Origin of the sequence: Labrys neptuniae, assembly GCF_040797145.1 — a bacterium.
Classification (GTDB): domain Bacteria; phylum Pseudomonadota; class Alphaproteobacteria; order Rhizobiales; family Labraceae; genus Labrys; species Labrys neptuniae.
This window is the reverse complement of record NZ_JBFNQD010000008.1, coordinates 74,203-85,614: the sequence shown is the minus strand read 5'-3', so window position 1 is coordinate 85,614 and position 11,412 is coordinate 74,203. Positions and strand designations below refer to the sequence as shown.

Genomic DNA, 11,412 nt, shown 5'->3' with positions numbered 1-11,412 from the left:
TACACCCCGCTCTCAATGCCCGTGATTAGCGCCGATGCCGGCCCTCGCCTGGCGCGGCACCGGATCGGCGGAGAGCAGGGGCGCGACGATGATGTCGGCCAGCCTTTCGGCATCGCCGCTGAAACCGTGGCCGCCGGCCTCGCGCAGGATGGCGAAATCCGGCCGGGCCTTGGCCAGGGCCGGGCAGGCCAAGGCGGCCATGCGGTCCTCCTGGCCGTAGATGCACTGGACATTGGGCGCATCGATGCGCGCCGCCTCGGGCAGGAGCGCGATCTCGTTGGGATAGTCGTCGTCGCTCAGTTCCACCCGCATGTCGGTCGCCGGCGCGATCGATAAGAGAGAGACCACCGCGACGATGCTCTTGATACGCTTGGGCAGGCGGTTATAGACCAGCGGCAGCGCGTCGCCCCCGAAGGAATAGCCGACCAGGGCCACCCGATCGACGGGCCAGGCGGCGCGGTAATGCTTGATGATGCGCTTGAGATCGGTGGCGACCTCGCCCGGATCGCGCTTGGCCCAGAAATAGCGCCTGGAATCGATGGTGACCACGCCGACCCCGCGCCGGGTCAGCGCCGTGGCGAGGTCGACGTTGAGCTGGCCCATGCCGCCATCCCCCGTCAGCACCACCGCGAGCCGATGCGCCGGCTCGGCGGGCTCGGAGACATAGAGCGGCAGGTCGGAGAGATCCCCCGGGCCATGCGGGCCGGCATCCTTGCCGAGGGCCTCGGCCGCCTCCTCGGCGGCGCTCTCGTCGCCATCCTCGATTTCCCGCAGGGCCATGAAACTGGCGGTGGTCGCCGCCGAGACGTCGGCGCTGGCCAGCGCCGCCTTGTCGATGGCGCAGGCCGAGATCGTATCGGGCCTCATCGTGGTGGTGTGGACGGCAATCACCCCGGCGATGCGATGGCTGTCGGCCTGCAGGGCCAGGGACCGCGCGGCATCGCGGCCGAGGCCGGCCCCGGCCAGCACGGGCGTGACATAGGGCGCGATCGCCTGCTCGCGCTCGATGCGCAGCGTGGTGTCCTCGATATGGCCGGCGAGTTCGGGGCAGGTCATGCGGCGGCGGCCGCCGGCGGTGCGCCGCGCGGTCGGCCAGTTGAGGCCGATCACCAGGTCGCCGCGCTGGCGGAATTCGCTGGCGAGGGTGTCCTCGTCGCGGCCGAAGCCGTCGGCGTCGGACAGCAGCACGATGACATTGGCCGGCTTGTCGGCGGGCCGGTAGAGTTTGACATCGTCGAAGATGGGGTCCTCGACGTCCTGCGGGGCGGCGGCCTGCGCGGCGGCCGGCAGTTGCGCGAGGATCATCAGGGCGGACAGGGCTAGGAACAAACGCATGCATCACCTAACAGCATGCAACGGCCCACCGCTTCGCATGCCTCAGGCCGCACCGTCGCTCATGGACCGGATTGCAATCCATGAGCGTCGACGCGACCTAAGGTAAGGTATGCCCGGCTCGATGTGCTGTCGAGTCCGCGATTGGGCGTAGGCCCATCACTTCATGTTGATGCGCGTCATCATCACGGCGGCCAGGATCAGCACGCCGCCGACGAGCTGGTCGAGGCTCAGGGCTTCGCCGAAGACGAAATAGGCGATGATGGCCGACAGCACCGGATGCGAGAGCAGGATGATCGCCACCACGCCGGCGGGCAGCCGGCCGATGCCGACCGCGCTCAGCCCCTGGCCGAGCACCTGGCAGATCAGGCCGAGGCCGATGACCACGGCCCAGCCCTGCGGCGACTGCGGCAGGAAGGTGCCGCCCTCGACCAGCACGATGGCGATGAGGCCGATGGACGCGACCACGGTGGAAACCAGCGAGGCATCGGCGGCCAGGCGCGTGTTGCGCGCCACCCTGAGGGCGACGAGATAGAAGGCATAGGCGAGCGCCGCGCCGAGGGCCAGCAGATCGCCCCTGCCCATGGTCAGGCCGGTGCGATGGGCGCCGCTGGTGATGGCGACGCCGACCAGGGCGATGGCGAGAGCCCCCAGCACCGCCGGCCGGATGCGGTCGCGCAGCAGCACGAAGCCGGCGACCACAGAGGCCACCGGCGCTAGGTTCGAGATGAAGCTGGCATTGGCCACCGAGGTCAGCGGCAAGGCGGCATGGTAGAAGGCGAGATCGGCGGCAAAGGCCACGCCGGCAAGGCTGGCCGCGACCAGGCCCGGCCGGGTCACCAGGGATGCCATGCTGCCACGCCCGGCCCGCCGCCTCTCGGCCTCGGCCCAGACGAACAGCACCGGCAGCGAGAACACCAGCCGCCAGAAGGCGGCAGCGGCCGGCGCGACATCGGCGAAGCGGATCAGGATGGGCGACCAGGCGATCGCCAGGACGGAGGCGATCATGGCGCCCAGGCCGACGGAATCGAGGGCGGGCAGGCTGGCCGGACGCGGGGCGGAAGCGATGTCGCTCATGGCAGGCTCGGGGGCTGGTACTCGTACTTGGACTCGTCGACGGACAAACGGATCGAACTGGCTCGACCTTTGTCATTGCCGGACATGACAAAGGCGGTGTTTCAATTGTTTCCGGATCGTCACTTGCTGCCAGGATAAGCCGCGCTTCACATAAGCGAAAACGAATGTATCTTATGGCAGGATTTCATTTCCTTATGGATCTATCCCGATGCGGCATTTCGATACGGACAGCCTGGAAACGCTGGTCACCATCATCGACCGTGGCGGCTTCACCGCGGCGGGCGACGCCCTCGGCAAGACGCAGGCGGCCGTCAGCGTCATCGTCTCGCGCATGGAAGCGCGTATCGGCAAGCGCCTGCTGGAGCGCTCGCGCAAGGGCGTCACGCCGACCTTCGCCGGCGAGATCCTGATCGGCTATGCCCGCCGCATCCTCAGCCTGGAGGACGAGGCGCTCGCCGCCATCGGCGGCGACGAGGCCGCCGGCCGGGTGCGCCTGGCCGTGCCCGACGACTTCGTCGACATGATGGTGTCGCCGCTGATCGGCGCCTTCTCCCGCCGCTTCCCGCGCGTGCAGCTGGAAATGCGCTGCGACCTCTCCTTCCGCCTCGAGCCCATGCTGGAGCGCGGCGAGGTGGATCTGGCCATCATCACCCAGGATCCCGCCCGCCCGCTCGGCGAAGTGCTGCGCCGCGAGCCGCGCGCCTGGTGCGCGGCACGCGACCACCGGCCCGAACTGATCGATCCCCTGCCGCTCGCGATGTTTCCCGAAGGCTGCCGCTGCCGGCCGGACGCGCTCGCCGCCCTCGACGCCATGGGCAAGCCCTGGCGCATCGCCTACACGTCCAGCCACATGCCGGGCATCCATTCGGCCGTGAATGCCGGCATGGCCATCACCATTCTCGGCATTTCCTCCATTCCCAAGGAATGGCGCCGCCTGGGCGAGGAGGAAGGCTTTCCGGAGCTGCCGCATCTCGACATCGCCCTGGTCGTGCCCGCCAATGCCAGCGTCGCCACCAAGCGCTTCGCCACCTTCCTGCGCGAAACCGTGCTGCAGCAGGAGGCGCTGGCGGCCTAGGCAGGCCCCTCTTGATCGAGCCACGGGCCCGATCAAGAGGAATCTGCAAGATAGCAAACACTTGCAGAATTTCCCCGCGAGACCCATCCGTGGGTTTCGCGGGGAAATTCTGCATAAGCGTCAGTCTGCCAGGACGCGATCGTCGCGGCAGACATTCACATTCGTGAAGGTGGCCTCATAGCCGTCGCTGAACCGGACCTTGATGTCGAAGAAGCAGTTGGACCCGCTCATGTTCAGCACCTTCGAGCTCTGCGGCGCGACGGGAGACGCCAGGTCGGCAGGCTGCCAGGGATCACTTTCGCCAGCATTGGCAAAGAAGACTTCCTGGATGGAACGGCCCGAATTACGATTGACCACCGTCACCGTCCCATCTGCAAAAGCCGATGTAGAGAGCGTCAGGCCTATCAACACAACTGATCCAAAAGCATAAATCTTCGTATTTATATTTTTCATTTCTTTTACCGCAGCATTGATAGGCGATTTTAATATAAAATCCGATCCGTCATTATCGAATAGGCATTCAGATTAAGTTCGACATGACAATGAATCGAAGTTTTCTGCCCCCATTCATTCCCGCTACGGTTACTCCTGCCCCAGAATCATTGTCAAGGCGTCCTGATGCACTGAAGCAAAGATGTGTTTAGGCGGGAACACACCCGGCTCCAATTCTTCGTTTCGCTACGTTTTCGTGCGTCCCGGCGACGCCATCGGCCTGCCGGTCGGGCGGTCATAATGGGCCCGCTGTGGCAGAGCCCTTGCCGCCTCAAATCCCCAGCACGGCGCCGTCGATCGCAACGGCGCGGGCAGACAGCAGAAAAGCGACACTATCGGCGAGGGCTGTGCTGTCCCTGCCGATCAGATTGATACGGCCGGCCGCCTTGCCGCTGAAATGGTGAATGATGGCTCCCAGCCCTCCGCGGCATGCCGCCCCCGGCCAGTCATCCCCCGATTTCGGCGCCACGAGAACGATACTGCCCGGTGCGGCCAGCACCGGCAACGCCGCCTGGAGGGCCTCGACCGCATGGCCGAGATTGAGCGCCAGCCCCGCCTGCCAGGCCTCCCGTTCCTGCCCCTCGCGCTCCTGCCCCGCAGCCATGGTCGCGTTGCAGACCAGACCGTCGAGGCGCCCGAAGATCTCGATCACGGCAGCGATGAAGGCGGCCGCCTCGCCCGGCACGGAAAGGTCGCAGGCATAGGCCAGGCAGCGCCCGCCATGGCCTTCGATCACGGCATGGGCCTCGGCCAGTTCCTGCGCCGACCGCGCCGCGATCGCCACCGCCGCGCCCTCCGCCGCCAGGCGCTCGGCGATGGCCCGCCCGACACCCCGCGAAGCACCCGTCAGCGCGATGACCTTGCCGGCGAATTCCAGATCCATGCGGGCCTCATTCACGCTCGAAGCGCGACAGTGTCAGAGTGGCGTGTGGAGCGCGGACATCTTGTCCGCTCTTGCAAGGGCGGACAAGATGTCCGCGCTCCATCCCTCACCGCATCAGGCGCGGCACCGTGCCGGTCAGGCCGGTGGCTTCCCGGATGAACAGCCGCTTGGCCGCCGGAAAGCGCTCGACCAGGCCGAGGCCGACATCGCGCACCAGGCGGATGGCGTCGTGGTCGTTGGAGAACAGGCGGTTGAGGCCATCGGTGGCGAGGCCCATCGAGACGGTGTCGAAGCGCCGCCAGCGCTGATAGCGCTCCAGCACGTCCGGGCTGCCGATATCCAGCCCGAGAGCCGCCGCATCCACCACGCATTCGGCCAGAGCGGCCGCATCGCGGATGCCCATATTGAGGCCCTGTCCGGCGATGGGATGGATGATGTGGGCGGCATCGCCGACCAGCGCCAGCCGGTCAGCGATGAAACTGCGGGCGATGCGCATCGACAGCGGGAAGGCGGCGCGTGGCCCGATCACCTTGAGCTCGCCGAGCTTGAGGCCGAAGCGGCGCTCCAATTCGGCATGGAAGCCGGCATCGTCGAGGCCGAGGATGCGGGTCGCCTCCTCGGTCTTCTCGGTCCAGACCAGGGAGGAGCGCCGGCCGGTCAGCGGCAGGATGGCGAAGGGGCCGGCGGGGAGGAAATGCTCTTCCGCCCGCCCTTCATGGTCGAGCTCATGCTCGACGGTGGTGACGATGCCGGATTGGCCATAGTCCCAGCCATGCATGGCGATGCCGGCCTGCTCGCGCAGGCGCGAGCGCCCGCCATCGGCCGCCGCCAGCAATTGCGTGGCGATGTCGTCGCCCGAGGGCAGTTCGGCGGTGATGCCGTCCTCGGTCAGCTTGTAGCGGCTGACGGAAGCCCCCTGCCCGCGCAATTCGATGCCAAGGGCCCCGGCCCGCGCCACCAGGGCATCGAGCAGCAGCCGGTTCTCCACCATATGGCCGAAGGGCTCGCCCGGCTCGACATCGCCGGCGAAGGACAGGAAGCTCGGCCGGATCGGATCGTCGAGCTTGGAATCGGTGATCACCATGTCGAGGATCGGCTGGGCCTCATCGGCCACCGCCTCCCAGACGCCGAGCTTTTCCAGGAAGCGCCGGGCACCCGTGGCAATCGAGGAGGAACGCGGATCGCGCGAGGGGCCCTTGCCGAGCATGGGATCGACGATGACGACCGAAAAGCCCGCACCGAGTTCGGTCTTCAGCGCCAAGGCGAGACCGAGGCCGGCAAACCCGCCTCCGGCGATGACAAGATCGGCTTTGCTGGCCATGTCCGAACCCCGCGCTTGACTTTCCAAAGCGTTTTGCGATTTGACGGAATCACCTCGAATCGCAAAGACGCATCCAACCAAAGAGCTAGAGCAAAGGGCGTTTCTACCAAAACACGCTTTGCTCTAGGAAGGATCGCTGCTCTGCCTTCCATCAAGGAAAGCCTCATGTCCGATCCCTTTGCGAATCTCATCTCGATACTCGATCTCGAACAGCTCGAACACAATCTTTACCGCGGCACGAGCCCGCAGGGCGGCTGGCAGCGCGTTTTTGGCGGCCTGGTGATCAGCCAGGCCCTGGTGGCGGCAACCCGTACCGTCGAGCCCGACCGCCATGTCCATTCGCTGCATGGCTATTTCCTGAGGCCTGGCGATCCAGCCGTGCCGATCATCTACCAGGTCGACCGGCTGCGCGACGGCAAGAGCTTCACCACCCGCCGTGCCATCGCCATCCAGCATGGCCAGCCGATCTTCTCGCTTTCCTGTTCCTACCATCGCCCCGAGGAGGGCTGGCACCACCAGGCCACCATGCCCGACGTGCCCACCCCGGACCAATTGCCCTCGCTTGCCGAGCTCAAGGACCAGTTCCTCGGCCATCTGCCCAAGGTCGTCCGCGACTATTGGGAGCGCGAGCGCCCGATCGAGCTCAGGCCGGTGGACATGAAGCGCTACACCGCCCGCACGCCCCGCGAACCCCGGCAATATATCTGGATCCGCGCTGCCCGCAGGCTGCCCGACGACCGGGCCCTGCACGAGGCCGTGCTGGCCTATACCACCGACATGACCCTGCTCGACACCACGCTCGTCGCTCATGGCAAGAGCGTGTTCGATCCCGACGTGCAGCCGGCGTCGATCGATCATGCCATGTGGTTCCATGCCCCGTTCAAGATGGACGAGTGGCTGCTCTACGCCCAGGAGAGCCCCTTCACCGGCGGAGCCCGCGGCTTTGCCCGCGGCGAGATCTGGCAGGAGGGCCGCCTGATCGCTTCGGTGGCCCAGGAAGGCCTGATCCGCAAGCGCTGGGACAAGCCGCCGGCCTGAGGTGTCGCGCCGGGAAGCGCTTGGGCGCGTGTCGCTATTTCGCCGTGAAGAAGGTCAGGAGCACCTTGCCCTTCTCGCCGATCAGACAGACGAAGCGGTCGGGCCGGCCCGTCTCCTTGGCCCGCTTGATATAGGCCTCGCCGAGCACGACGGCCTTGACCGGTACGTCTCCGACCTTGGTATCCGCCGCCGAGACCGCAATGCTCTCCTGATCGATGACGAGATCGGCGACGTCAGGCGATTTCTGCTGGAGCGCCAGCAGGCCGCTTGCCTTGCAGGCCGCGACTTCGGGGGCCTCGGCCGCCCGGGCGTCAAGCGCCAGCATCATCCCGCCTGCGGCCAGAAGTGAACGCAAAATCATCGCCATATGGCCAGTTCCCCACTCTTGCTCCAGCAAAATTGCCCTGGTTAACGCAAGGTGAGGACGTTTGTTCCGCGGCTACCGGCCCATCACGGCGAGAATGGATCGTTCCAGTACGGCCCCCTCGCCCTCCACCAGCACCATCTTGATCCGGCTGGTCGCCCCCTGCCTGATCGATACACGGCTCGCGGATACCCCCAGGGCCTTGGCCACCAGCTTCACCAGGGCCTGGTTGGCCTCGCCGTCGGCAGGCACGGCGCGTACCTTCGCCGTCAGCACGGCACGGCCATCCGCCAGGGTCTCCACGCTGCCGAGCGCATCCCTGCCGCCGCGCGGCGTCAGGCGCATCGCGACGAGCAGCCCGTCCGGCGTGATTCGCCAGGGGGCGCCAGGATCTGAAGCGCTCAAGGCACGTAGGGATAGATGTAGTAGGCGATGATCCGTTCGATGAAGATCGCGATCAAGATCGCCACGAAGGGCGAGAAGTCGATGCTGCCGAAATCGGGCAGGCGGCGCCGGATCGGCGCGAACACCGGTTCCGTCAGGCGATAGAGGGCATCGCCGATCGCCGCCACCGTGGGATTGCGCCGGCTGACCACGTTGAATGCCACCAGGTATGAAAACACCACGGAAGCCAGCACGATATAGATATAGAGCTGCAGCAGGATGAGGATGATGTCGAGGATCGCGCGCATCGGGTCTCCAAGCCTTCCGGGCCATTCACACCTGCCCTGATCTAGCGACCGGGACGGTGCACCGCAAGTGTGGGGGATCCAGAAGAGGCGGACGAGACGTCCGCGGCCCAGCCGCGGCGTCACCCCCGCAAGCCTGACCGGGTTCGCGTCGGGAGCGCAACCGGCTGGGACCGCGGACATCGCGCCATTGCCTCTCACCGCGATCTCTGCGACACATTCGCCATGAGCACGCATGATCACGACCACGACCATGACGACGACCATCATCATGGCGCGCCGCCCTCCCCCATGGCCGAGCGGGTGAAGAAGCTCGAAACCGTGCTGGTCGAGAAGGGCTATGTCGACCCGGCGGCCCTCGACGTCTTCATCGATACCTATGAGAACAAGGTCGGCCCCCGCAACGGCGCCCATGTCGTCGCCCATGCCTGGCGGGACGAGGAATTCCGAGCCTGGCTGCTGGAGGACGCCACTGCGGCGATCGCCTCGCTCGGCTATTCGGGCCGGCAGGGCGAACATATGAAGGTGGTCGAGAACAAGCCGGGCGTTCACAACCTCATCGTCTGCACCCTGTGCTCCTGCTATCCCTGGTCCGTGCTCGGCCTGCCGCCGGTCTGGTACAAATCCGCGCCCTATCGCTCGCGCGCCGTGATCGATCCGCGCGGGGTGCTCGCCGAGTTCGGCGTCACCCTGCCGCCCGATACCGAAATCCAGGTCTGGGACTCGACCGCGGAGTTGCGCTATCTTGTGCTGCCCCAGCGGCCCGACGGCACCAAGGGCTGGAGCGAAATGGCGCTGGCGCAGCTCGTCACCCGCGATGCCATGATCGGCACCGGCCTCGCCATCCAGCCGGGCGGGCTGTGAGAGCCGTCAACACGCACCTTGTCATCCCCGACCGAGCCACTCGCCAGCATAGCGAGAGAGCGCGAGGGGAAGGGGCCTCGCCGGGGATGACAATCCATCCGTTTTCGAAAGATCTCAAAGCCCATGACCCGCTTCATCGCCAATGCCCGCATGTATTCCGTCACGCCGGAAGTCGAGGAGCATTGGAAGGTCCTGCTCGGCCATGTCATGGCGAGCGCCGGCGTGGCCTTCGACTATGAGCCCTATCCGGCCCCGCAGCCCCTGGAAGTGCTGTGGGAGCGCGACGACCTCGGCTGCGTCTTCATGTGCGGCTATCCGATCGCCTTCCAGCTCTCGGAGGTGATCCCGATCGCGGCGCCCATTCCGGCCGCCGCATGGGCGGGCGGCAAGCCGCTCTACCGCTCCGACCTGATCGTGAAGGCCGACAGTCCCTTCCAGCGCCTCGAGGATACGTTCGGCCATCGCATCGGCTGGACCGTCGAGCATTCCCACTCCGGCTTCAACGCATTGCGCCATCACCTGCTGCCGCATCGCTCCCCCGATCGCCCGGCACTCTACCGGGAGGTCGTCGGCAATCTCGTCACCGCGCGCGGCATTCTCGACAAGGTGCTGGCCGGCGAGATCGATGTCGGCCCGCTGGACGGCTATTGGCATGAACTGATCCGCGCCTATCGCCCCGACCTCACCGAGGGCATCCGCGTGATCGGCTCGACCGGCCTGGCGCCGATCCCCTCCTTCGTGGCGGCTCCCGGCCTGCCCGCAGAGACGATCGTGCGGCTCAAGGCCGCCTTCGCCGCCGCCCATCACCAGCCCTGGTTCGCCCCACTCGGCGCAGCGCTTCGGCTCAACGGCTTCGCGCCGGTGGAGCAGGCCGATTTCGACAGGACGCTGGCCTGGGACCGCGAAGCCCGCGAACAGGGCTACACCACCATCGCCTGAGCGCTGGCCCCCTTCACCCGAATCCAGGCAAAGAAAAAGGGCGGAGAGACCCCCTCATCCGCCCTTCGAATGCCCTCCCTTAAATCCGGAAGGGCGTCATCTCTGATGCAAGCCGATCAGTACAGTGGTTCCGGCTCCAGGCTCGAACGCCTCTTGTTGGTCCTGGGCTGGGGTGCCGGCTCAGGCATGCCGCCCATATCCGCCTGTACGGTCTCGGGCTGGATACGGACCGTGGGTACGGTGCGCGACTGGGCGACCATGGGCCGCCGCGGCTTGGCCACAGGCGCCGATGCCTCGACACCGGACGGTCCCTGCTGGAAGTTGAACTGCGGCTGCGCGTTGCCACGGGCCGGCGGCAAAGCGATGTGGGAACCATCCTGCTGGGCTGCGCCCAGATGCACCTTGCCGACGGAACCGCGCGGACGCACCGGCGGCAATGCCTCCGGCACCATGCCGGCATCCGGATCATTCTGGGCAACCTGCACGTCAGGCACGGCGCGGCGCTTGGCCGGGCTCAAACGGGGACGGGTCGGAGGCAGGATGTCGATGACCGGATCGGCCTGCGGAGCGGCATCCTGATAGGCCACGGTCGGTAGAGGCCGGGTGGCAGGCCGCGAATATCTGCGCGGCTGCGGCGAGGGCATCGGCTCGGCAGCGGCCACCGTCGTCGGCAGCGGCGGCATCTCGGCCTGGGCCACCATCACCGGCGGAGCGGAAGGCGCATCGCCACCGCGGCGGCGCTTCTCGTAGAAGGCATTGCCGCCGGCAACGGCCACATAATGCATGTTGTTGTAGGGATAGGTGTAGCCGGCCGTATGGAAGAAATGCACGTTCTTCGACATGCCGGGATAGCGCTTGCCGCTGATCACCGCATCGGCGATGCGGAAGGCGCGCTCGCGGCCGGAATCGTTCATCTTCTTGGTCAGCACGCCCGGGGCGAACTGCACACGCTGGCCAACCGTGCCGCAGATCGAGCGCGGATATTTGCCGGACTCGACGCGGTTCATCACCACCGTGCCGACGGCGAGCATGCCGTCGTCGCTGGATCGGTTGGATTCGAAATACATGGCACGTGCCAGACACTCACGCTCATTCGTGGTGCTGGCCACACGCGAGGTCGAAAAGAGGGCGCAGCCGCCAAGAGCCGAGGTGACCGCCGCAATCGCGAGGAAACGCAGGGCAGATGTGAGGGTTCGTGTCTTCATGCGCTCGTTGTGCGTTGAGAAAGTTAACGACCGGTAATCATTTTTGTGGCGGAATTGCAACGAGCCTGCAAAACTTCTCCATACGGGTGTCTTTTTAACGGGATGGTTACCCGAATCTTGCCAGCCGTGCCCG

At 66.3% G+C, this 11,412-nt stretch carries 13 protein-coding genes; 4 read left to right on the top strand and 9 right to left on the bottom strand.

Annotated elements, in window-relative coordinates; all coding sequences use genetic code 11:
• Positions 1–12: 12 nt before the first annotated feature.
• Positions 13–1,335: an alpha/beta fold hydrolase gene (locus tag ABXS05_RS21800; protein ID WP_367625379.1), complete on the bottom strand. Its 1,323-nt coding sequence runs from the start codon at positions 1,333–1,335 to the stop codon at positions 13–15.
• A gap of 156 nt (positions 1,336–1,491) precedes the next feature.
• Positions 1,492–2,409, bottom strand: a complete 918-nt coding sequence (locus ABXS05_RS21795; protein WP_367625378.1) for a DMT family transporter — start codon at positions 2,407–2,409, stop codon at positions 1,492–1,494.
• Between the two features lie 208 nt (positions 2,410–2,617).
• Here ABXS05_RS21795 and ABXS05_RS21790 point away from each other — a divergent pair, with 208 nt between their 5' ends.
• Positions 2,618–3,484 carry a LysR substrate-binding domain-containing protein gene (locus ABXS05_RS21790; protein ID WP_149252110.1) on the top strand — a complete coding sequence of 289 codons (867 nt, stop codon included), beginning with the start codon at positions 2,618–2,620 and terminating at the stop codon, positions 3,482–3,484.
• 120 nt (positions 3,485–3,604) lie between these two features.
• Here the strand turns inward: ABXS05_RS21790 and ABXS05_RS21785 are convergent, their stop codons facing one another.
• The 3 genes from ABXS05_RS21785 to ABXS05_RS21775 all read right to left on the bottom strand — a co-directional run bounded on the left by ABXS05_RS21785 (position 3,605) and on the right by ABXS05_RS21775 (position 6,180).
• Positions 3,605–3,937: a hypothetical protein gene (locus ABXS05_RS21785; RefSeq protein WP_367625377.1), complete on the bottom strand. Its 333-nt coding sequence runs from the start codon at positions 3,935–3,937 to the stop codon at positions 3,605–3,607.
• A gap of 310 nt (positions 3,938–4,247) precedes the next feature.
• Positions 4,248–4,859 carry an SDR family NAD(P)-dependent oxidoreductase gene (locus tag ABXS05_RS21780; protein ID WP_367625376.1) on the bottom strand — a complete coding sequence of 204 codons (612 nt, stop codon included), beginning with the start codon at positions 4,857–4,859 and terminating at the stop codon, positions 4,248–4,250.
• Positions 4,860–4,965: 106 nt separating this feature from the next.
• Positions 4,966–6,180: a ubiquinone biosynthesis hydroxylase gene (locus ABXS05_RS21775; protein WP_437178687.1), complete on the bottom strand. Its 1,215-nt coding sequence runs from the start codon at positions 6,178–6,180 to the stop codon at positions 4,966–4,968.
• A gap of 165 nt (positions 6,181–6,345) precedes the next feature.
• On the opposite strand from ABXS05_RS21775, the gene tesB reads away from it, so the two are divergent.
• Positions 6,346–7,218 (top strand): acyl-CoA thioesterase II, encoded by an 873-nt coding sequence (tesB, locus tag ABXS05_RS21770; protein WP_367625374.1) that lies wholly within the window; start codon positions 6,346–6,348, stop codon positions 7,216–7,218.
• 34 nt (positions 7,219–7,252) lie between these two features.
• Here the strand turns inward: tesB and ABXS05_RS21765 are convergent, their stop codons facing one another.
• The 3 genes from ABXS05_RS21765 to ABXS05_RS21755 all read right to left on the bottom strand — a co-directional run bounded on the left by ABXS05_RS21765 (position 7,253) and on the right by ABXS05_RS21755 (position 8,274).
• The gene (locus ABXS05_RS21765) at positions 7,253–7,585 is read right to left on the bottom strand and encodes a hypothetical protein (protein WP_311933044.1); all 333 of its coding nucleotides are present in this window, start codon (positions 7,583–7,585) and stop codon (positions 7,253–7,255) included.
• Between the two features lie 72 nt (positions 7,586–7,657).
• Entirely contained in the window at positions 7,658–7,927 is a 270-nt protein-coding gene (locus ABXS05_RS21760) for a DUF167 family protein (RefSeq protein ID WP_437178690.1), read from the bottom strand.
• Positions 7,928–7,983: 56 nt separating this feature from the next.
• A complete protein-coding gene (locus ABXS05_RS21755; RefSeq protein ID WP_068293246.1) occupies positions 7,984–8,274 on the bottom strand; it encodes a YggT family protein in 291 nt (96 codons plus the stop codon).
• A 222-nt stretch (positions 8,275–8,496) separates the two neighbouring features.
• On the opposite strand from ABXS05_RS21755, the gene nthA reads away from it, so the two are divergent.
• The gene (gene nthA / locus ABXS05_RS21750; protein ID WP_367625372.1) at positions 8,497–9,135 is read left to right on the top strand and encodes a nitrile hydratase subunit alpha; all 639 of its coding nucleotides are present in this window, start codon (positions 8,497–8,499) and stop codon (positions 9,133–9,135) included.
• Between the two features lie 123 nt (positions 9,136–9,258).
• Entirely contained in the window at positions 9,259–10,074 is an 816-nt protein-coding gene (locus ABXS05_RS21745) for a phosphate/phosphite/phosphonate ABC transporter substrate-binding protein (protein ID WP_367625371.1), read from the top strand.
• A gap of 116 nt (positions 10,075–10,190) precedes the next feature.
• Here ABXS05_RS21745 and ABXS05_RS34870 read toward each other — a convergent pair whose 3' ends face one another.
• Complete coding sequence (locus ABXS05_RS34870) at positions 10,191–11,279, bottom strand: cell wall hydrolase (RefSeq protein ID WP_376717606.1); 1,089 nt, start codon at positions 11,277–11,279, stop codon at positions 10,191–10,193.
• Between the last annotated feature and the right edge of the window lie 133 nt (positions 11,280–11,412).

Excerpts from the sequence above, each read along its gene's own strand:
- ABXS05_RS21780 (WP_367625376.1), bottom strand. The coding sequence starts at position 4,859 with ATGGATCTGGAATTCGCCGGCAAGGTCATCGCGCTGACGGGTGCTTCG.
- ABXS05_RS21760 (WP_437178690.1), bottom strand. The coding sequence starts at position 7,927 with ATGCGCCTGACGCCGCGCGGCGGCAGGGATGCGCTCGGCAGCGTGGAG.
- ABXS05_RS21795 (WP_367625378.1), bottom strand. The coding sequence starts at position 2,409 with ATGAGCGACATCGCTTCCGCCCCGCGTCCGGCCAGCCTGCCCGCCCTC.
- ABXS05_RS34870 (WP_376717606.1), bottom strand. The coding sequence starts at position 11,279 with ATGAAGACACGAACCCTCACATCTGCCCTGCGTTTCCTCGCGATTGCG.
- nthA (WP_367625372.1), top strand. The coding sequence starts at position 8,497 with ATGAGCACGCATGATCACGACCACGACCATGACGACGACCATCATCAT.
- ABXS05_RS21785 (WP_367625377.1), bottom strand. The coding sequence starts at position 3,937 with ATGAAAAATATAAATACGAAGATTTATGCTTTTGGATCAGTTGTGTTG.
- ABXS05_RS21765 (WP_311933044.1), bottom strand. The coding sequence starts at position 7,585 with ATGGCGATGATTTTGCGTTCACTTCTGGCCGCAGGCGGGATGATGCTG.
- tesB (WP_367625374.1), top strand. The coding sequence starts at position 6,346 with ATGTCCGATCCCTTTGCGAATCTCATCTCGATACTCGATCTCGAACAG.
- ABXS05_RS21800 (WP_367625379.1), bottom strand. The coding sequence starts at position 1,335 with ATGCGTTTGTTCCTAGCCCTGTCCGCCCTGATGATCCTCGCGCAACTG.
- ABXS05_RS21755 (WP_068293246.1), bottom strand. The coding sequence starts at position 8,274 with ATGCGCGCGATCCTCGACATCATCCTCATCCTGCTGCAGCTCTATATC.
- ABXS05_RS21775 (WP_437178687.1), bottom strand. The coding sequence starts at position 6,180 with ATGGCCAGCAAAGCCGATCTTGTCATCGCCGGAGGCGGGTTTGCCGGC.
- ABXS05_RS21745 (WP_367625371.1), top strand. The coding sequence starts at position 9,259 with ATGACCCGCTTCATCGCCAATGCCCGCATGTATTCCGTCACGCCGGAA.
- ABXS05_RS21790 (WP_149252110.1), top strand. The coding sequence starts at position 2,618 with ATGCGGCATTTCGATACGGACAGCCTGGAAACGCTGGTCACCATCATC.